Source organism: Chelativorans sp. AA-79 (genome assembly GCF_029457495.1).
Classification (GTDB): domain Bacteria; phylum Pseudomonadota; class Alphaproteobacteria; order Rhizobiales; family Rhizobiaceae; genus Chelativorans.
In genome coordinates this window covers 1,183,865-1,202,503 of the sequence record NZ_CP120361.1, presented here as the reverse complement: position 1 = coordinate 1,202,503, position 18,639 = coordinate 1,183,865, and the positions used below count along the sequence as shown (strand labels likewise).

At 64.9% G+C, this 18,639-nt stretch carries 18 protein-coding genes; 12 read left to right on the top strand and 6 right to left on the bottom strand.

All coding sequences use genetic code 11. The features are described from left to right. Window positions 1-499 precede the first annotated feature (499 nt). The 10 genes from ehuB to PVE73_RS05985 all read left to right on the top strand — a co-directional run bounded on the left by ehuB (window position 500) and on the right by PVE73_RS05985 (window position 10,372). The gene (gene ehuB, locus PVE73_RS06030) at window positions 500-1,372 is read left to right on the top strand and encodes an ectoine/hydroxyectoine ABC transporter substrate-binding protein EhuB (RefSeq protein WP_277366082.1); all 873 of its coding nucleotides are present in this window, start codon (window positions 500-502) and stop codon (window positions 1,370-1,372) included. A 96-nt stretch (window positions 1,373-1,468) separates the two neighbouring features. Then, a complete protein-coding gene (gene ehuC, locus PVE73_RS06025; RefSeq protein WP_277366081.1) occupies window positions 1,469-2,140 on the top strand; it encodes an ectoine/hydroxyectoine ABC transporter permease subunit EhuC in 672 nt (223 codons plus the stop codon). Between the two features lie 4 nt (window positions 2,141-2,144). Continuing rightward, window positions 2,145-2,840, top strand: a complete 696-nt coding sequence (gene ehuD, locus PVE73_RS06020; protein WP_277366080.1) for an ectoine/hydroxyectoine ABC transporter permease subunit EhuD — start codon at window positions 2,145-2,147, stop codon at window positions 2,838-2,840. Further along, window positions 2,837-3,613, top strand: coding sequence for an ectoine/hydroxyectoine ABC transporter ATP-binding protein EhuA (gene ehuA, locus PVE73_RS06015; protein ID WP_277366079.1), 777 nt, complete (start codon window positions 2,837-2,839; stop codon window positions 3,611-3,613). Before ehuD ends, ehuA begins: the two co-directional genes overlap by 4 nt. Beyond that, the gene (gene eutB / locus PVE73_RS06010) at window positions 3,613-4,626 is read left to right on the top strand and encodes a hydroxyectoine utilization dehydratase EutB (RefSeq protein ID WP_277366078.1); all 1,014 of its coding nucleotides are present in this window, start codon (window positions 3,613-3,615) and stop codon (window positions 4,624-4,626) included. Before ehuA ends, eutB begins: the two co-directional genes overlap by 1 nt. Beyond that, window positions 4,616-5,605, top strand: coding sequence for a cyclodeaminase (locus tag PVE73_RS06005; protein ID WP_277366077.1), 990 nt, complete (start codon window positions 4,616-4,618; stop codon window positions 5,603-5,605). Before eutB ends, PVE73_RS06005 begins: the two co-directional genes overlap by 11 nt. Before the next feature lie 49 nt (window positions 5,606-5,654). Further along, window positions 5,655-6,155 carry an Lrp/AsnC family transcriptional regulator gene (locus tag PVE73_RS06000; protein WP_277367360.1) on the top strand — a complete coding sequence of 167 codons (501 nt, stop codon included), beginning with the start codon at window positions 5,655-5,657 and terminating at the stop codon, window positions 6,153-6,155. Between the two features lie 125 nt (window positions 6,156-6,280). Beyond that, window positions 6,281-7,765, top strand: coding sequence for an NAD-dependent succinate-semialdehyde dehydrogenase (locus PVE73_RS05995; RefSeq protein ID WP_277366076.1), 1,485 nt, complete (start codon window positions 6,281-6,283; stop codon window positions 7,763-7,765). An 11-nt stretch (window positions 7,766-7,776) separates the two neighbouring features. Continuing rightward, window positions 7,777-8,991, top strand: coding sequence for a Xaa-Pro peptidase family protein (locus tag PVE73_RS05990; RefSeq protein ID WP_277366075.1), 1,215 nt, complete (start codon window positions 7,777-7,779; stop codon window positions 8,989-8,991). A gap of 10 nt (window positions 8,992-9,001) precedes the next feature. Continuing rightward, window positions 9,002-10,372, top strand: a complete 1,371-nt coding sequence (locus tag PVE73_RS05985; protein WP_277366074.1) for an aspartate aminotransferase family protein — start codon at window positions 9,002-9,004, stop codon at window positions 10,370-10,372. Between the two features lie 55 nt (window positions 10,373-10,427). Here PVE73_RS05985 and maiA read toward each other — a convergent pair whose 3' ends face one another. Genes maiA through hmgA form a run of 3 tightly spaced genes read right to left on the bottom strand, consistent with a single transcriptional unit; the run spans window position 10,428 to window position 13,741 of the window. Next, window positions 10,428-11,069, bottom strand: coding sequence for a maleylacetoacetate isomerase (maiA, locus tag PVE73_RS05980; RefSeq protein ID WP_277366073.1), 642 nt, complete (start codon window positions 11,067-11,069; stop codon window positions 10,428-10,430). Then, window positions 11,069-12,373 (bottom strand): fumarylacetoacetase, encoded by a 1,305-nt coding sequence (fahA, locus tag PVE73_RS05975; protein ID WP_277366072.1) that lies wholly within the window; start codon window positions 12,371-12,373, stop codon window positions 11,069-11,071. Before fahA ends, maiA begins: the two co-directional genes overlap by 1 nt. Before the next feature lie 3 nt (window positions 12,374-12,376). Then, window positions 12,377-13,741: a homogentisate 1,2-dioxygenase gene (hmgA, locus tag PVE73_RS05970; protein ID WP_277366071.1), complete on the bottom strand. Its 1,365-nt coding sequence runs from the start codon at window positions 13,739-13,741 to the stop codon at window positions 12,377-12,379. Between the two features lie 82 nt (window positions 13,742-13,823). Here hmgA and PVE73_RS05965 point away from each other — a divergent pair, with 82 nt between their 5' ends. Next, window positions 13,824-14,309 carry a MarR family winged helix-turn-helix transcriptional regulator gene (locus tag PVE73_RS05965; protein WP_277366070.1) on the top strand — a complete coding sequence of 162 codons (486 nt, stop codon included), beginning with the start codon at window positions 13,824-13,826 and terminating at the stop codon, window positions 14,307-14,309. Between the two features lie 129 nt (window positions 14,310-14,438). Beyond that, the gene (locus tag PVE73_RS05960) at window positions 14,439-15,215 is read left to right on the top strand and encodes an MBL fold metallo-hydrolase (RefSeq protein WP_277366069.1); all 777 of its coding nucleotides are present in this window, start codon (window positions 14,439-14,441) and stop codon (window positions 15,213-15,215) included. Between the two features lie 27 nt (window positions 15,216-15,242). Here PVE73_RS05960 and PVE73_RS05955 read toward each other — a convergent pair whose 3' ends face one another. The 3 genes from PVE73_RS05955 to PVE73_RS05945 all read right to left on the bottom strand — a co-directional run bounded on the left by PVE73_RS05955 (window position 15,243) and on the right by PVE73_RS05945 (window position 18,623). Further along, window positions 15,243-15,743 carry a cupin domain-containing protein gene (locus tag PVE73_RS05955; protein WP_277366068.1) on the bottom strand — a complete coding sequence of 167 codons (501 nt, stop codon included), beginning with the start codon at window positions 15,741-15,743 and terminating at the stop codon, window positions 15,243-15,245. A 48-nt stretch (window positions 15,744-15,791) separates the two neighbouring features. Further along, window positions 15,792-16,994, bottom strand: coding sequence for an aminotransferase class V-fold PLP-dependent enzyme (locus tag PVE73_RS05950; RefSeq protein ID WP_277366067.1), 1,203 nt, complete (start codon window positions 16,992-16,994; stop codon window positions 15,792-15,794). 183 nt (window positions 16,995-17,177) lie between these two features. Beyond that, window positions 17,178-18,623: an NAD-dependent succinate-semialdehyde dehydrogenase gene (locus PVE73_RS05945; protein WP_277366066.1), complete on the bottom strand. Its 1,446-nt coding sequence runs from the start codon at window positions 18,621-18,623 to the stop codon at window positions 17,178-17,180. Window positions 18,624-18,639 lie beyond the last annotated feature (16 nt).

Genomic DNA, 18,639 nt, shown 5'->3' with positions numbered 1-18,639 from the left:
AGGCACCGTCGCGGCGCCATGCGGCCGAGGTTGCTCTCTCGGCTTGTACACATCTATTTCAATTCGCTTGTGGCTGGAATGGGGCACGTCGCTGGCGCAACGGAAAAACCCGTTGACATATTCTTGGCCCCCATGATGTTGTGTACAACAGTCTCGCCAACTTGATAAATTGCCAACAAAGAGGGGAAGTTAAGAGACGGGTATCCCATCAGGGCTTGATTGCGGCCAGTGCATGGCCCGATTGACCAGAAGCATCGCGGCCGTCGGCGGGACCCGGCTGAACGACGATGCAAGAGCGGTAGTTCTGCCGACGCCGCATTTGTCGGGGAAGCGTCGCGGGTCCACTTCACGGGATGCATCAATCGACTGGGATTTTTCTTTGCCGAGCATCGTGCCGCGCCAGTCGAGACGCCGGACTGCGAAATATCACCTGTAGAACATGGAACAGGTGCGCAGCCGCTCTAAAAAGAAGGAGAGTAATGTGACCAGGGAGATTAACATGACCAGCAAGCTTAAGATGACCATCAAAGCCGCCGTTGCGGCTACGGCCCTGGCCGCGGTGGCCACGACGAGCGCCGGAGCGGTCACGCTGCAGGAGATCCAGGATCGCGGTTACATCCGCATCGCCGTCGCCAACGAAATCCCCTATGGCTATGTCGACCCGAGCGGCGTGGCAAAAGGCGCCGGCCCCGACGTCGCCAAAGCCGTGGTCGAAAGGCTCGGCATCAACCCGGATGACATCCAGTGGGTCGTCACCAATTTCTCCTCGCTCATTCCCGGTCTACAGGCAAACCGTTTCGACATGACGGCGGCGGAGATGGCGATCCGCCCCGAGCGCTGCCAGAACGTCATCTATTCGGAGCCTAATTCGTCCTACGGCGAGGGGCTTCTCGTGCCTGAGGGCAATCCGAAGGACGTCACCGCCTATTCCGACTTCACCAACCCCGATCTGAAGGTTGCCGTCATGGCGGGCGCCGACCAGCTTCAGATGCTGCAGGCGCTCGAGGTGCCCGAGGACAACATCGTCACGATCGCCTCCAATTCCGACGCCATTTCGACGGTTTCGACCGGCCGGGCGGATGCCTATGCAGCGACGGGGCTCACCGTCAGCGAGCTCGCCGATAAGAACAACCAGGTCCAGATCGTCTCCGAGTTCGAGGATCCGGTCATCGACGGCAAGGAAGTCAGGAGCTGGGGCGGCTTCAACTTCAATTCCGAATCGACCGATCTGCGCGACGCCTTCAACGAGGAGCTCCTCGCCTTCAAGAAGACCGAGGAGTGGAAGAGCATCCTGGAGGGCTACGGCTTCACGCCGGCCGACATTTCCCACTCGTCCGACAGGACGACCGAGGAACTCTGCTCGGCGGAGTAGCCGCGCACCGCTAGATGCACTGGCCGGGCGGGCACCCCGTCCGGCCTTCGCAAACCCGCAGGAAATATTTCAGCGCCATCCAGGGAAACATCGTCGATGCAATGGTTGGACTATCTCCAGCCGCTACTACAGGGTGCCTGGGTCACGGTCCAGCTCACCGTCTATTCCACGATATTGGGCGGCGTTTTCTCGTTTCTGTTCGGAATCGGCAAGCTCTCCCACAATTGGCTCATCAAGGGCTTTTCGATCGTCTATATCGAGGTCTTCCGCGGCACCTCGCTTCTGGTGCAGCTCTTCTGGCTCTATTTCGCCCTGCCGATCGCCGGTGACATGATCGGCATCAACCTGCGCCTGCCGCCGGTGCAGGCCGGTGTCCTGGCGCTCAGCCTCAACATCGGCGCCTACGGCGCTGAGGTCGTGCGCGGCGCCATCCAGGCCGTCAGCCACAATCAGTACGAGGCGGCCAGGGCCTTGAACTTCACACCGCGCCAGGCACTGTGGCGCGTCGCCCTGCCCCAGGCGATCCCCGAAATGATGCCGAGCTTCTCCAACCTGGCGGTACAGAATTTGAAGGATACCGCGCTCGTCTCGCTCATCAGCCTGAGCGATCTGGCGCTCAGGGCCGAGCAACTGCGCAACTTTTACCAGGACAGCACGACCATCTACACGATGATCCTCTTCATGTATTTCGGCATGGCGCTCGTCCTTTCCGTCCTCATGCGCCTTCTGGAAGTTTCGGTCGGCCGCTGGCGGAACGTGCGGAGGTAAGGCGATGCTGTTCGGCTACGAATGGAACACCGGAGACGGCCAACTCGCCTTCGCCATCTCGATTCTGCCCATACTGCTGATCGGCCTCGTCGTGACGATCCAGGCCTCGGTCGTCGGCTTCTTCGTCGCCATGGTGCTCGGCCTGGTGCTTGCCGTATTGAAGGGCGCACCCGCACGCATCATCTCCTGGCCGGCGACCTTCATCACGGAATTCATCCGCGACACGCCGCTGCTCGTGCAGCTCTTCTTCCTTTATTACGTGCTGCCCGACTACGGAATCGTCCTGCCGGCCTTCATGACCGGCGCGCTGGCGCTCGGCATCCAGTACAGCGCCTATACGTCGGAGGTCTACCGGGCGGGCCTGGAGGCGGTCGACCGCGGCCAGCACGAAGCGGCCAAGGCCCTCGACCTTCCGCCGCGGCGAACCTTCACGCATATCGTCCTGCCGCAGGCCGTGCCGCGCATCATCCCCGCCCTCGGCAACTATCTCGTCTCGATCATGAAGGACGTTCCGGTCCTTTCGGTCGTCACCGTGCTGGAGATGCTGAACGTGGCGAAGATCATCGGCGACCAGACCTTCAACTATCTCGTGCCGCTGTCCATGGTGGGCGGGCTCTATCTGGTCCTGACCATCATCGCTTCGACCCTCGTGCGCTACCTCGACGTCAATCTCCCGAAAAGAGGACTCCCCTTAAGATGAGCGAGCCAGTCATCGTCTTCGACAAGGTCGTCAAGAAATTCGGGAGCCTGGTCGTCCTTGACGAACTCGATTTCCAGGTCGCGCCGGGCGAGAAGGTCACGATCATCGGGCCGTCGGGCTCCGGCAAGTCGACGGTTCTGCGCATCCTCATGACGCTCGAATCGATCAGCGGCGGCGTTGTCTATGTCGAAGGCGAGCCGCTCTGGCACGAGCGCCGGAACGGCGATCTCGTGCCCGCCAGCGAGGCGCATCTGCGCAAGATGCGCACCAAGCTCGGCATGGTCTTCCAGCAGTTCAACCTGTTCCCGCACATGACGGTGCTGCGCAACCTGACGGAAGCGCCGCGGGTCGTGCTCGGTCTTTCCAAGCAGGAAGCGCGGGAGAGAGCGGAAGAACTGCTCGAACTGGTCGGTCTTACCGACCAGGCCGGGAAGTTTCCGGCCCAGCTTTCGGGCGGCCAGCAGCAGCGCGTGGGCATCGCGCGCGCATTGGCCATGCGCCCCAGGATCATGCTCTTCGACGAGCCGACCTCCGCGCTCGACCCCGAACTCGTCGGCGAGGTGCTCAATGTCATCCGCCGCCTGGCCGAAGAGCATGACCTCACCATGCTGCTGGTGACCCACGAAATGCGCTTTGCCCGCGAGATCTCGGACCGGGTCTGCTTTTTCGATCAGGGCAAGATCCGCGAACAGGGGCCGCCCGACGAGATCTTCAACGAGCCCAAGGAAGAGCGCACGCGCCAGTTCCTGAGCGCGGTGCTGGAGGGAACCTAGTGGAACCGCTCACGCTGGCAGACATCCTGGCCGCGCGCCGCAGGATGGCCGGCGTGGCGACCCTCGATACCCCGCTCGTCCCCTCGCCCTTCCTCTCCCGCATCGCCGGCTGCGACGTGCATCTGAAGCTGGAGCTTGCGCAGGCGACCGGCGCCTTCAAGCTGCGCGGAGCCGCGAACGCCGTCGGGCTTCTTCCTGACGATACGGCGGGAGTTATCTGCTGCTCCACCGGCAATCACGGACGCGGCGTCGCCTATGCGGCGGCGAGGCGGGGCTTGCGCGCCGTCATCTGCATGTCGAGCCTGGTGCCGCAGGCCAAGGTCGACGGCATCAAGGCGCTGGGCGCCGAGGTGCGTATCACGGGCAAGAGCCAGGACGATGCGCAGGTGGAAGCCGACCGTCTGGTACGCGAAGAAGGGCTGACGGAGGTCGCGCCCTTCGACGCGCTCCCCGTCATCGCCGGCCAGGGCACGATCGGGCTGGAACTGATGGAGCAGTTGCCGGAACTTGAAACGGTGCTCATTCCCCTTTCCGGCGGCGGGCTTGCCGGCGGCATCGCGTTTGCGCTGAAACGCATGAAGCCGTCGATCCGCATCGTCGGCATCACCATGGAGCGTGGCGCGGCCATGCATGCGGCCCTTCAGGCGGGCCGGCCGGTGGAGATCACGGAGGTGCCGAGTCTCGCCGATTCGCTCGGCGGCGGCATCGGGCTTGGCAACCGCCACACCCTCGCGCTCTGCCGCGACTGCCTCGATGAAGTCGTGCTCGTCACCGAAGAGGAGATATACCGCGCCATGCAGGCCCACTATTACGAGGACCGCATCGTGTGCGAAGGCGCGAGCGCGGTGGGGGCGGCGGCACTGATGGCGGGCAAACTTGGTACGGTGAAAGGGCCGGTGGCCAGCATCGTCACCGGCCGCAATGTCGATATGGCGGTCTTCACCGACATCATGAAAGGCCGCGACGTCAAGCTTGGCGATTATCTTGTCAAAGGCACCTTCTATGCCGCGTGATATCTTCATCCTCACCGAAAACGAGCTGCGCAGGGCCGTGCATCTGGACCTCAAGGCCATCGGCGTGGTGGAACAGGCCTTCGCCGCGCTCGGCACGGGCAAGGTGATCATGCCGCCGATCCTCTCCATGGCCGTTCCGGAAGCCAATGGCGAGGTGGACGTGAAGACGGCCTATATCCCCGGTTTCGAGGGCTTCGCGATCAAGGTAAGCCCCGGTTTCTTCGACAATCCGGGGCTCGGCCTGCCGAGCCTCAACGGGCTGATGATCCTGTTTTCGGCCAGGACCGGGCTCGTGGAAGCGCTGCTTCTCGACAACGGCTATCTCACGGACGTGCGCACGGCAGCGGCGGGCGCCGTGGCGGCGAAGCACCTGGCCCCGCAGAATGTGGACACCGCCGGCGTGATGGGCGCGGGCGTGCAGGCGCGGCTGCAGATGGAGGCGGCGCATCTCGTCCGCCCCTTCCGGCGCGTGCTCGTCTGGGGACGCGATGCGGCGAAGGCCGAGGCGGGCGCGGCGAACATTGCAGAGAAGCTCGGGATAGAGGCGCGCGCCGAGCCCGATCCTGCCCGGCTGGTCGCCGAAAGCCAGCTCGTGGTGACCACCACGCCCGCCGAGGAGCCCATCCTTGAAGCCGAATGGCTGCATCCCGGCCTGCATATCACCGCCATGGGTTCGGACCAGGCGGGCAAGAACGAGATCGACCCGAGGGCGCTCGTCGCCGCCGATCTTTATGTAGCCGACCGCGTGAGCCAGTGCGAGAAGCTGGGCGAATTGCGCGCGGCAATAGCCGCGGGCCTGTGGAAGGGCGGCACACCGCCAGAGTTGGGCGAGATCGTGAACGGCAAGGCCGGGCGCACGAGCGAGGACCAGGTGACGATCTGCGACCTGACCGGCACCGGCGCGCAGGACACGGCGATCGCGACCTTTGCGCTGACCGAAGCGAAGACGTCGGGCGCGGGGAGCGTGATCAAGAGCTAAACACGCTTGTCGGCCTCACATTGCCCTCCCACAGAATCTGGCCTGCATGATGCTCAAGCTCGACGACCGCGACCTGAAAATCCTCTCCATCCTGCAGAAAGAGGGCCGCATCTCGAAGACAGCGCTTGCCGAGCGCGTGAACCTCACGCCCGCCCCTTGCTGGGAGCGGCTGAAGCGGCTGGAAAAGGCCGGCATCATCACCGGCTACCACGCCGAGGTGGCGCTTGCCCGCATTGCCCCGCACATCATCGTCTTCATGGCGGTGGAACTCGAAGGCCACAAGGCGGAGAACTTCCAGCTCTTCGAGCGCGCGGTGCAGAAGATCGACGAGATCACCGGCTGCTGGGCCGTGGGTGGCGGGTTCGATTATATCCTGCAGGTGGTCGCGCGTGATATCGACGCCTACCAGCGTCTGGTCGACAGGCTTCTGGAGGCGCATCTCGGGCTCAAGCGCTATTTCACCTATATCGTGACCAAGCCTGTGAAGCAGCCGAAGGGCGCCCCGCTCGACATGCTTGTCCGGGGCGCGGCGGAAGGGCAGAAGAATTAGCCGGTAAGCCTTCGCAAATTCAGAAAGTCTTTTGGCGAAGGACCGCATTTCCTGCGGAAATTTTGGCGGGCCGGGCCCCATCTAGGGATCAGTTCCATGCGGAACCCGATCCAGGGAGTGAGCCGATGTCCGCCCTTGCAGCGCTTGAAAAGACTGCCCTTTCCGATCTCCGCGACCCGCGCCTTTTCCGCGAATACGCCTATGCGGACGGCCGTTGGATCGCCGGCGCCGGCGACGCGGTGATAGACGTGGCCAATCCCGCCGACGGCGCCCGCCTCGGCTGCGTGCCGGCGCTTTCCACGGCACAAGCGGAGGAGGCGGTCGCCGCCGCCCATCAGGCCTTCGCCGGCTGGGCCGCCCTGCTGCCGCAGGAGCGCGCCGCGATCCTTAAGCGCTGGCATGGCCTCATCCTGGAAGCGCGCGAGGACCTCGCGCACCTCATGGTGCTCGAGCAGGGCAAGCCGCTGTCGGAAGCACGCGGCGAAATCGACTACGCCGCCTCTTTCGTGGAGTTCTATGCGGAGGAGGCGAAGCGGCTGAATGTGGAGGGCATCACCTCCCACCTACCGGACGCGCAGATGCGGGTCAGCCGTGAGCCGGCAGGCGTGGCGGGGCTCGTCACCCCCTGGAACTTCCCTTCCGCTATGCTGACGCGCAAGGCCGCGGCCGCCCTTGCCGCAGGCTGCACGGTGGTGGCACACCCCTCCTCCGAAACGCCGTTCTCGGCCCTTGCGCTCGCCGAGCTTGCCGAGCGTGCGGGCTTTCCTGCAGGTGTCTTCAACATGCTCACCGGCAAGGCGGCGGAGATGGTCGGTGCCATGACGGCGTCGCGCCACGTGCGCGTCCTCTCCTTCACCGGCTCGACCGAAATCGGCCGGCTGCTCTACGGACAATCGGCGGCTACGGTGAAGAGGCTGGTAATGGAACTCGGCGGCCACGCGCCCTTCATGGCTTTTGCCGACTGCGATCTTGACCGCGCGGTGGAAAGCGCGGTTTCCGCGAAGTTCGCCACTTCCGGCCAGGATTGCCTCGCCGCAAACCGGTTCTATATCGAACGTCCGATCTACGAGGCCTTTGTGTCGGCCTTTGCCGAAAAGGTGCGCGCCCTCTCGGTCGGACCGGGGCTCCAGGACCCGGACATCGGCCCGCTGATCAATGCCCGCGCGGTCGCCAAGCAGGAAGAACACGTGGCCGATGCCCTGGCGCGGGGAGCGAGGCTTCTTGTCGGCGGCAGGAGGTCCGAGCTTGGCGAGAACTTCTTCCTGCCTACGGTCCTGGCCGACGTGCCCGAAAGCGCCCTTGTCTTCCGCGAGGAGACCTTCGGCCCCGTCGCTGCCTTCACGCCTTTCGATGCGGAGGAGGACGTGCTTGCCCGCGCCAATGAAACGGAGACGGGACTGGTCGCCTATCTGCACACGCAAAACCCGGCGCGCGTCGCCCGCCTCAGCCGCGCTCTGCAGTTCGGCATGGTGGCGGTGAACCGCACCAGGATCACAGGCGCGCCCATCCCGTTCGGCGGCGTTAAGCAGGCGGGCCTGGGGCGCGAGGGCTCGCGCATGGGCATGGAAGAATTCACCAACGTGAAATATGCCTGCATCGACACACGCTGAGGGATAAGAGCATGTTCGCAAACCCCTTCACCGACGAGGAACTGGGCCAGCGTCTCCAGACCTTGCGCGCGGCCATGCTCTCGCGCGGGCTCGACATGGCGCTTCTCTCCACGCCCGAGAACATCTTTTATCTCACCGGCCTCGACCACTGGGGCTATTTCGCCCCGCACCTGCTGATCGTGCCGGCTGAGGGCGACATGGTGCTCGTCACACGGCAGATGGAGCGGGTCTCGATCCAGAAACAGGTGCGAAACGCACTTTTCCAGGGCCACGAGGACAGCGAAACCGCCGCGGACCTGGCGGTGCGCGTCCTCAAGGACTCCTTCGCGGCCAAGGAGCGCTCGCGCGCCGTACTGAAAGCGGTGGTGGAAGAGATCGAAGACCAGTCGGACGGCGTCATGCGCATCGGCGTGGAGACCTGGTCTTCCGGGCACTCCTACGGCTTCGGCCACGCGCTGCGCGAGAGCGTGTCCGATGTGCACTGGGTCGACATCACCGGCCTCGTCGACGATCTCAGGCTCGTGAAATCCGCGGCAGAGCAGGCGCTGATGCGTAAGGCGGCCGCCGTCTCCGACGCGGCGGCGGAAGCCGCCATCGCCGCGATCTGCGACGGCGCGGGGGAGCGCGACGTGGTGGCGGAGTGCCACGCCGCCATGATCCGCGCCGGAGGCGAAGTGCCGGGCTTCGGCCCCTTTATCCGCCCGGGGCCGAGACTGGGCGAGGAACATGCCACCTGGGGTGATGGGGTCTATCAGGCCGGCGAGCCGGTTTTCATGGAGCTTTCAGGCTGCGTCAGCCGCTATCACGCGCCGCTCGGCCGTCTGGTCCATGTCGGCACCATCCGCGACGAGGACGCACGCATGGCGGATGTCGCGGGCGATGCATTCAATGCAGTGTTGGACACATTGAAGCCCGGCGTCCGCGCGGCGGAGGTCTATTCGGCCTGGCAGGCGGTTGCGGACGACGCGGGTCTCTCCCATTACCGCCGGCACCACTGCGGCTATTGCGTCGGCATCGGCTTCCCGCCTTCCTGGACCGGCGGCAACCGCGTCACCGGCCTGAGGCACGATTCCGAAATGGAAATCCGCGAAGGTATGAGCTTCCACATTCTTTCCTGGCTCATGGGAACGGGCAAGGGCGACTATTTCGTCTCCAACACCGTGCTCCTGGGGCCCAACGGCGCCGAAGTACTGACCGGTACACCAACCGGACCCACCATCAGATAGGAGAAAAGACTTGCTCAAGAACGACCAGCTCGACCAGTGGGACCGGGACTATTTCTTCCATCCCTCCACCCATCTCGCCCAGCATGCGCGCGGCGAGAGCCCCAACCGCATCGTGACCGGCGGCAGCGGCGTCTATATCGAGGATCGCGACGGGCGCCGCCTGCTCGACGCCTTTGCCGGGCTCTACTGCGTCAATGTCGGCTACGGCCGCACGGAGATCGCGGAGGCGATCGCTGAGCAGGCGAAGGAGCTCGCCTATTACCACGCCTATGTGGGGCACGGCACCGAAGCCTCCATAACGCTCGCCAGGATGATCCTGGAACGGGCGCCGAAGACTATGTCCAAGGTCTATTTCGGTCTCGGCGGCTCGGACGCCAACGAGACGAACATCAAGCTCGTCTGGTACTACAACAACATCCTCGGCCGGCCGGAGAAGAAGAAGATCATCTCGCGCTGGCGCGGGTATCATGGGTCGGGCCTGATGACGGGCTCGCTGACGGGTCTCGAACTCTTCCACAGGAAGTTCGACCTGCCGCTGCCGCGCGTGCTCCACACGGAAGCGCCCTACTACTACCGCCGGCCCGACCCGGCCATGAGCGAGGAAGCCTTCACGGCCCATCTGGCGGGCGAACTGGAGGCCCTGATCGAGCGCGAAGGGGCGGACACGATTGCCGCCTTCATCGGCGAGCCGGTGCTCGGCACCGGCGGGATCGTGCCGCCGCCGGCCGGCTACTGGGAGGAGATCCAGAAGGTGCTGAAAAAGCACGACATCCTTCTGATCGCCGACGAGGTGGTGACCGGCTTCGGCCGTCTCGGCTCCATGTTCGGCTCCGAGCACTATGGCCTGGAACCGGACCTCATCACCATCGCCAAGGGGCTGACCTCCGCCTATGCGCCGCTGTCGGGCTCCATCGTCGGCAGGAAGATGTGGGAGGTGCTGGAGCGCGGCACGGACGAAAACGGCCCCATCGGCCATGGCTGGACCTATTCGGCGCACCCGATCGGGGCTGCCGCCGGCATCGCCAACCTCAAGCTGGTGGATAGCCTCGGCCTCGTCGAGAATGCCGGCGAGACGGGCGCCTATCTCGTCAAGACCATGCAGGAGGCGATCGGCGGTCACGCCCATGTGGGCGAGGTGCGCGGCAAAGGCATGCTCTGCGCGGTCGAGTTCGTCGAGGACAAGGAGGCCCGCCGCCCCTTTGACCCCGCGCGCAAGATCGGCCCGCAGATGGCGGCGGCACTGCTGGAGGAAAACGTCATCGGCCGCGCGATGCCGCAGGGCGACATCCTCGGCTTCGCGCCTCCCCTGTGCCTGACCCGCGAGGAAGCCAACAAGGTGGTGGACGCCACGGCGAAGGCGGTGAAGAAGGTGTTCGGGTAAGCCGCTTCCCGGCTGCGGCGCCCCTCCCGCTTAGCGCGCGCGGGCGCCGCGCAGTCTATTTCTCGGGAGGCCTGACCCGGTCCGGATGCGCCTCGGCGAAACCCTCGAGTTTCGTGCAATTGGCCTCGATCGCAAGAATGCGTTCGAGCCCCGTGATCTCCACGTCCCAGCGGCGCGCATTGTAGAGCTGCGGGACGAGGCAGAAATCCGCCATTCCCGGCGCATCGCCGTGGCAGAAGATGCCACTGCCGCCATCGCCGAGCATGGATTCGAAGGCATGCAGCCCCTCGCCGATGAACTTCCGCATCCAAGCCCTCTTAACTGCGTCGCCGCCATCCGCGACTGCCTCCAGTTGGTCCGTGACGCGGAGATTGCAGATCGGGTGGATTTCCATGGCGATCGCATAGGACAGGGCCCGCACGCGTGCTCTGCCCGCCGCGTCGCCCGGCAGGAAGCCGGCCGAGCGGGTCTCGTCGAGATATTCGATGATGGCAAGCGATTGGGTGAGCAGACGCCCTTCGATCGAAAGCGCCGGAACGAGCCCTTGCGGATTGCGTGCGAGGTGCTCCGGGCTCTCGTGTGCCCTGGAGAGCAGGTCGAGCGGCACGGTCTCATAAGGCTCGCCCAGCATGTTGAGCGCAATGCGCACCCTGTAGCTGGCGGACGATCGCCAGTAATCGTAGAGGATTGCAGACATCAGCTTCCCCAGTCCGGTTCCGGCGGGGCGGGAAGGATCCGCCCCGTGCAGGCGCCGAATCCGATCCTGTAGCCCTCCCCTTGCGCCCCGCCTGTAAGTGCCACCACATCGCCGTCCTCAAGGAAACTGCGTGTTTCTCCGGTATCCAGCGTGATGGGCTCCTTGCCGCCCCAGGCGAGTTCCAGGAGGGATCCGTATTCGCCTTTGCCGGGCCCGGAGATGGTGCCCGAGCCGAGCAGGTCGCCGCAATCCATCCGGCAGCCGGAGACCGCATGATGGGCAAGCTGCTGGGCGGCGGAATAATACATGTGGCGGTAATTGGTGCGCGAGACGATCGTCGCCTGGGCTGCGCCGGCTGGCCGCAGCGACACCTCCAGATCGATGTCGTAGAGCAGCGGCCCGGTCTCCCGCAGATAGGGAAGCAGCGGCTTCTCGCGCTGCGGCGTAGACACCCTAAACGGCTCCAGCGCCGCCTTCGTGACCACCCACGGGCTGATGGAGGTTGCGAAGGCCTTGGCCTGGAAGGGCCCGAGCGGCTGATATTCCCAGGCCTGGATGTCGCGCGCGGACCAGTCGTTCAGAAGCACATAGCCGAAGATCATCTCGTCCGCCTGCCCGACCGTCACTGGCTCGCCCATGCGGCCGCCTGTGCCGATCACGGAGCCCAATTCCAGCTCGAAATCCAGGCGCCGGGACGGACCGAACACAGGCATATCGCTGTCGGGGGGCTTCCTCTGGCCGAGCGGTCGATGGATATCCGTGCCCGAGACGACCACGGTCGACGCGCGCCCGTTGTAGCCGATCGGGATGTGCAGCCAGTTGGGCGGAAGCGCGTTCTCCGCCCCGCGGAACATGCTGCCGACATTGAAGGCGTGCTGCCGCCCCGCATAGAAGTCCGTATAGCCGGCGACCTCGATCGGCAGCATCAGCTCTGCTTCAGCGAGAGGAAACAGCACCCCGCCGCAGAGCACCACATCCTCGCGCAATCGTCCATCACCCCCCTCGGCGAGGAGCGACATCAACTGCGCACGCACCACCGCCCAAGCTTTGGGCCCCAGCGCCATGAAGGCATTGATGCTGCGCTCGCGGAACACCGGGCCATGCGCTCCGGCGTTGATCAGCCCCGCATCTTCCAGGGCGGCCAGGTCGAGGACGAAGTCCCCGATCGCCACGCCGCAGCGCAGGGCCTCGCCCGCGCGGCGGAACACGCCATAGGGCAGGTTACGGATCGGGAAATCGCATCCGGCCGCATTGGCGCTCTCGACCCAGCTCCGGCTGGGCCCCTCCGATGATCTGACGGCCATGGGCTACCACCGCCCCTCTGGCGTGCCGTCGAAGCGCCGCTCGATGTCCTCCCAGCATTCGACATAGTCGTGCTGGAGGGTTTCGAGCTCGGCCGCGAACTTCGTCACCTGCTGAGGAAAGCGTGTCTCGAACATGAAGGCCATCGTGTTGTCGAGCTTCTGCGGCGCGAGCTCGGCGGTGGATGCCTTGAGAAAGGCTGAAGCGTCCGGTCCGTGCGGCAGCATCATGTTGTGCAGGCTCATGCCGCCGGGAATGAAGCCTTCCTCCTTTGCGTCGTAGCGGCCATAGATCAGCCCCATGAACTCACTCATGATGTTGCGGTGGTACCATGGCGGGCGGAAGGTGTTCTCGGCTACCTGCCAGCGCGGCGGAAAGATGACGAAATCCACATTCGCCGTGCCTTCCTCGCCCGACGGCGCCGTCATCACGGTGAAGATCGACGGGTCGGGATGGTCGAACAGGATCGCGCCGACGGGCGAGAAGGTCCTCAGATCGTATTTGTAAGGGGCATAGTTCCCGTGCCAGGCCACCACGTCGAGCGGGGAATGGCTGATTTCGGTGAGGTGGAACTTGCCGCACCATTTCACATGCAGTCGGCAGGGTGCCTCCTTGTCCTCATATGCAGCCACAGGCGTCTTGAAGTCGCGCGGATTGGCCAGGCAGTTCGCGCCGATGGGGCCGCGGTCGGGCAGCGTGAACTTGGCGCCATAATTCTCGCAGATATAGCCGCGCGCCGTCTCGACTCCCGGCAGGAGCGACACCTTGAAGATCATGCCGCGCGGGATGAGGGCGATCTCCGACGGTCCGATCTCGATCACGCCCATCTCGGTGAAGATGCGGATACCCCCGGTCTCGGGCACGAAGAGCAGTTCGCCGTCCGCATCGAAGAAATAGTCGTCCTCCATGTCGGCGTTGAACGCATAGACATGCGCCGCCATGCCGACCTGGGACAACGCATCGCCTGCCGTCGTCATAGTGCGGATGCCGGCGAGGAACGCCGTCCCCTCCTCGGGCAGCGGAATCGGATTCCAGCGAAGCTGACCAAGCGGCAGGGAATGGTCGTCGAGGCAAGGGGCAGTCTTCCAATAGGGGAAGCTCCCGGCCGAGAAACGCCCCGTGTGCTTCACACTCGGGCGGATGCGATAGAGCCACGAACGCTCATTGGTCCCGCGCGGCGCGGTGAAGGGAGAGCCCGAAAGCTGCTCGGCATAAAGCCCGTAAGCGCATCTCTGCGGCGAGTTCCTCCCCTGCGGCAGCGCGCCCGGCAGGCTCTCGGTCTCGAAATCGTTGCCGAATCCCGGCATGTATTTCGCAACACGGCTTGCCTCCGCGGTGCCCGCTGTTGCCGTATCAGGCTTGCCCAACATGGCTTGCTCCTCTTCTGAAACCATGTAAGTTCACGATAGTTGCATTCGTAACGATCCGTTTTGTAACTATCAAGGCAAGGCGATGGACCAGGCTGCGGACTTGGATTTCGATCTCGGGGCCTTTCTTCCCTACCGGCTCAACCGCGCGGCGGAGCTGGTGAGCCGCCGGTTTGCGGCGCAGTACAAGGCGCGCTATCAGATGACGCGGCCGGAGTGGCGAACGCTCGCAGCCCTCGGGGCATGCGGGCGCATGACGGCGACGGAGATCGCCGCGCATTCCTCCATGCACAAGACCAAGGTCAGCCGGGCCGTCCGGGCGCTGGAAGAACGGCGCTGGCTGAAGCGGACGGAGGATGCAAACGACCGCCGCACCGAGCATCTGGAACTGACGGCGCTCGGGCTGCGGAAGTACCGGGAGATGGCCCGGCTGGCCAAAGCCTACGCGCAGGAACTGGCAGCTCTTCTAGGGGAAAAGGCTGTTCGGCATCTCCATCTCGGCCTCGGCGCCGTCGAGAAGGCGATGATCAAGCCCGGTGGAGCACGAGATGACCATCGACGGCAAGCCTGATGCCGGCGGGCGGGAAACCGGCCCGTTCACTCATCCTTTACTTTGATCCCGCGGTGTACTGACCTAACTTCGCATTGTGCGCACCGGCGTGGCCAGTGCCGGGCAATGAATCCGCAAATGGAGGAGACCATGATCTTTACGCGACGGCAGACCTTGCAGCTCGGCCTCACCGGTTTGGCCGCATTTGGAGTGACAACCATCATGCCCTTCTCCGCCCGCGCCCAGGACGCCGCCGGCGACAGCTACGAAACCGAGAATGGCGAGATCACCATATTTCCGATCGAGCATGCATCCTTCGTGATGACCGTGCCGGACATCGTGATCTATGTCGATCCCGTGGGCGGGGCCGGCGCCTATGAGGGCCATCCGCCGGCCGACCTGATCCTGGTCACGCACGAGCACGGCGACCACTTCGACGCGGAGACGCTGAGCGCACTGGCGGGAGACCAGACCCGGCTCCTCACCAATCCTTCCGTGTTCGAGAAGCTGCCCGACGACCTGAAGGCGAAGGCCGCCGCGCTCGCCAACGGCGAGGAGACGACGGTGGGCGATCTCGGCATCGAGGCGATCCCGGCCTACAACACCACGCCGGAACGCCAGCAGTACCACCCCGAGGGCCGCGACAATGGCTATATCCTCACCGTAGACGGCCGCCGGGTCTATATCGCCGGCGATACGGAGGACACGCCGGAAATGCGCGCGCTCAGCGACATCTACATTGCCTTCGTGCCCATGAACCTGCCCTATACGATGAGCGTCGACCAGGCCGCTTCGGCGGTGGTCGAGTTCGCGCCGCAATATGTCTATCCCTATCACTACCAGGGCAGCGACATTCAGGCTTTCGCGCAGAAGGTGGCGGAGGCGGAAGAAGATATCGAGGTCGTCCAGGGGCCCTGGTACGGCTGAGGCCGCGGGAAGAAGCGCCCGCAGCAGTCACCAGATGCGCGTGAGCGGACCTTCCTTGCCATAGAAGGGATCGCTCTCGGGGAGCGGGACGTCCGGCATGGACGTCACCTCCGCCTTGCTGCGGCAGATCGTGTAGTCCTCCTGGCCGCGCGGATAGGCGCCGACCACGAGGAGGTCGTCGCTGGCCGAAAGGTTTTTGTGGCCGATGCCGGCCGGCAGGACGACGAGATCGCCGGCTTGCAGCCTGAAGCGCTTGCCGGCCTCCCCGCCCAGTTGCACCTCCACGAAGCCGCGCGCGATGCCCAGCGCCTCGTGGGCGTCCGGATGGAAGTGGTGATGGCCCATGATGCCGTTGCGCCAGGTGCCGCCCCAGCCATTCTCGCGGAACCTCTGCTCGAAGGCGCCGGCCTTGTCAGTCACCTCGTCTCCCAGAGCCTGCGGATAGAGGAGGACCGGCAGGCCGGGATTGTTGGGCATGTCCGGCCCTTCTTCGAGAAGGAAGCTCTGTGGATCGACGACTGCTTTCATGCCCACCCGAACCAGCACCGGCGCAAAAAGTTCTCGCTCGCCGGCAATTCAGGCCTCCGCAACCAGCGCCGCGGCGGCAGCATCGAGAGCGCCCGATCCATGCGGGATGGCCAGCGCCCGCATCCCGGCTTCCATCGCGGCGAGCGCGCCGAGCGTCATATGAGCGTTCACATGCCCCATATGGGCGACACGCAGGAAATCGTCATAGGTGGGTTCGCCGGGCTGCGCCATCCCGAGGCCGATCCCCAGCGTCACGCCGGCCGTGGACTCCAGCCACTGCCGCAGCCGCGCGGCCCCGCCAGCGCCGATCCGCGCACCCGTGACCGAATGCGCGCGCGAGGCCCGGTCGGCGACGCTCAGGGCGATATCGCCGCCCCTTCCCCATGTCTCGAATGCAGCCCAGATGGCACCGGCGAGCACCCGGTGCCGCCGCCAGACACTTGCGAGCCCCTCCTCGTCGAGGATCATGGTCAGGGCCTCCCTGAGGCCGAAGAGATGATGCGTCGGCGCCGTGCCTGCGAAATAGCGGTAGAACTGATCGTCCAGGACACGCGGCTTCCAGTCCCAATAGGGCGTGCAGAGCCCCGCATTGCGCGAGGTTTCCAGCGCCTTGTCGGAAACCCAGACGAATCCGAGGCCCGGCGGCAACATGAGCCCTTTCTGGCTGGCCGCGATCAGGACATCGATGCCCCACTCGTCGAACAGGATCTCCTCGCAGCCGAGCGAGGCGATGGCGTCCACAGCAAGGAGCGCGGGATGGCGCGCCGCATCGATCGCCGCGCGCACGGCCTTGATGTCGTTGCGGACGGTTGAAGCGGTATCCACATGCGTCATCATGACAGCACGGATCCGATGGGAGCGGTCGGCGGCCAGAACCTCTTCGATGCGGGTCGCATCGATGGCCGCGCCGCCGCCGAACTCGACCGTCTCGACATCCACGCCCATCCGGCGCGCCCATTCCGCCCAGCCGCGGCCGAAATGGCCGGTGACCGCAAGCAGGGCCTTGTCGCCGCGCGAGAACAGATTCGCGATCGCCGCCTCCCAGGTTCCGTGCCCGTTGGTGACGTAGATGGCGACATGGGCCGTGGACCCGGCAATCCGCAGCAGGTCCTTGAAGATCGACCGCGCCATATCGTGGATATCGTCGCCATAGATGTTGGGCGACGGACGATGCATCGCCGCAAGCACCCGGTCGGGAACAACCGACGGACCGGGAATGGCGAGATAAGGGCGGCCATTGGCAAGACTCATGAGGCGGTTTCCTCTCGCCAGCTCGGGCGCGGCATCAACACCGGATATCTAGAACACGACCGTGTCCTATACCTCAATCAGATTGAAATCCACGCACAGAGCGTCGTGCCGTCCACTGCGGAGCAGCACGTCGCACAGGCGGTCCGCTGAATCTGCCCCTCGCTTGACGGTTCCCGCCTCAGCTCACGCGCCCGCCTGGGAGACGAACTTGGTGACCAGATAGGCCTCGATCGCCTCCGACCCGCCTTCCGTACCGTAGCCCGAATCCTTGATCCCGCCGAAAGGCACTTCCGGAAGGGCAAGGCCGTTGTGGTTGATCGTCGTCATGCCCGCTTCAATCCTGAGGCCGAGGGCCTGGGCCGTCTCCGCCGAGCCGGTGAAAGCGTAGGATGCGAGGCCGAAGGGAAGCCGGTTCGCTTCCTCCACCACCTCGTCGAGCGTCGAAAAGGGATTGAAGACCGCCACCGGGCCGAACGGTTCCTCATTCATGATGCGCGCTTCCCTGGGCACGTTGGAAAGCACCGTGGGCTCGAAGAAATTGCCCTTGTTGCCGATGCGGCGGCCGCCGGTCTTGAGCTCCGCGCCGTGATCGAGCGCATCCTGGATCAACGATTCCAGCGCCGGGATGCGCCGCTCATTGGCGAGCGGCCCCATCTGCGTGCCTTCTTCAACTCCGTTTCCAACCTTGATCGCTTTGGCGGCGGCGGTGAAGGCGTCGAGCACGTCACCATAGACGCGCTCCTGCACGAGGAAGCGCGTGGGCGAGACGCAGACCTGGCCCGCATTGCGGAACTTGGACCCGGCGAGCACCTTCACGGCTTTCTCGAGATTGGCGTCCTCGAAGATGATCGCCGGCGCATGGCCACCAAGCTCCATCGTCGCCCGCTTCATATGCGCGCCCGCGAGGGCCGCCAGATGCTTGCCGACCGGCGTGGAGCCGGTGAAGGAGATCTTGCGGATCACCGGATGCGGAATGAGGTATTCCGAGATTTCGGCCGGAACGCCATAGACGAGGTTGACGACACCGGCCGGCACGCCGGCATCGGCAAAGGCGCGGATGAGTTCAGCCGGCGAGGCTGGCGTCTCCTCGGGCGCCTTTACGATGATGGAGCAGCCGGCGGCGAGCGCGGCAGAGAGTTTGCGCACGATCTGGTTGATCGGGAAATTCCAGGGCGTGAAAGCCGCGACGGGGCCGACCGGCAGCTTCACCGTCATCTGCATGACGCCGGGCACGCGGCCCGGAATGATCTGGCCATAGGTGCGGCGGGCCTCCTCCGCGAACCAGTCGATCACGTCGGCGGCGGCCATCACCTCGCCCTTGGATTCGGCGAGCGGCTTTCCCTGCTCGCGCGTCATGATCCCGGCAATCCCGTCGGCGCGCTCGCGCAGGAGCTGCGCCGCCTTCCGCATCAGCTTACCGCGTTCGAAGGCCGAGATCTCGTTCCAGGCCTTGAAGCCACGGTCTACGGCGGCAAGCGCGGCGTCGAGGTCCGGATTCGTGGCATGCGCCACCTGCCCGATGACCTCGCCCGTGGCCGGATCGGACACCGGAATGGCCTTCCCTTCCGCGCCGCTGCGCCATTCGCCGTCGATGAAAAGCTGCGTGTCGGGATAGCTGTTCTGTACCATGATGGTCCTTCTTGTT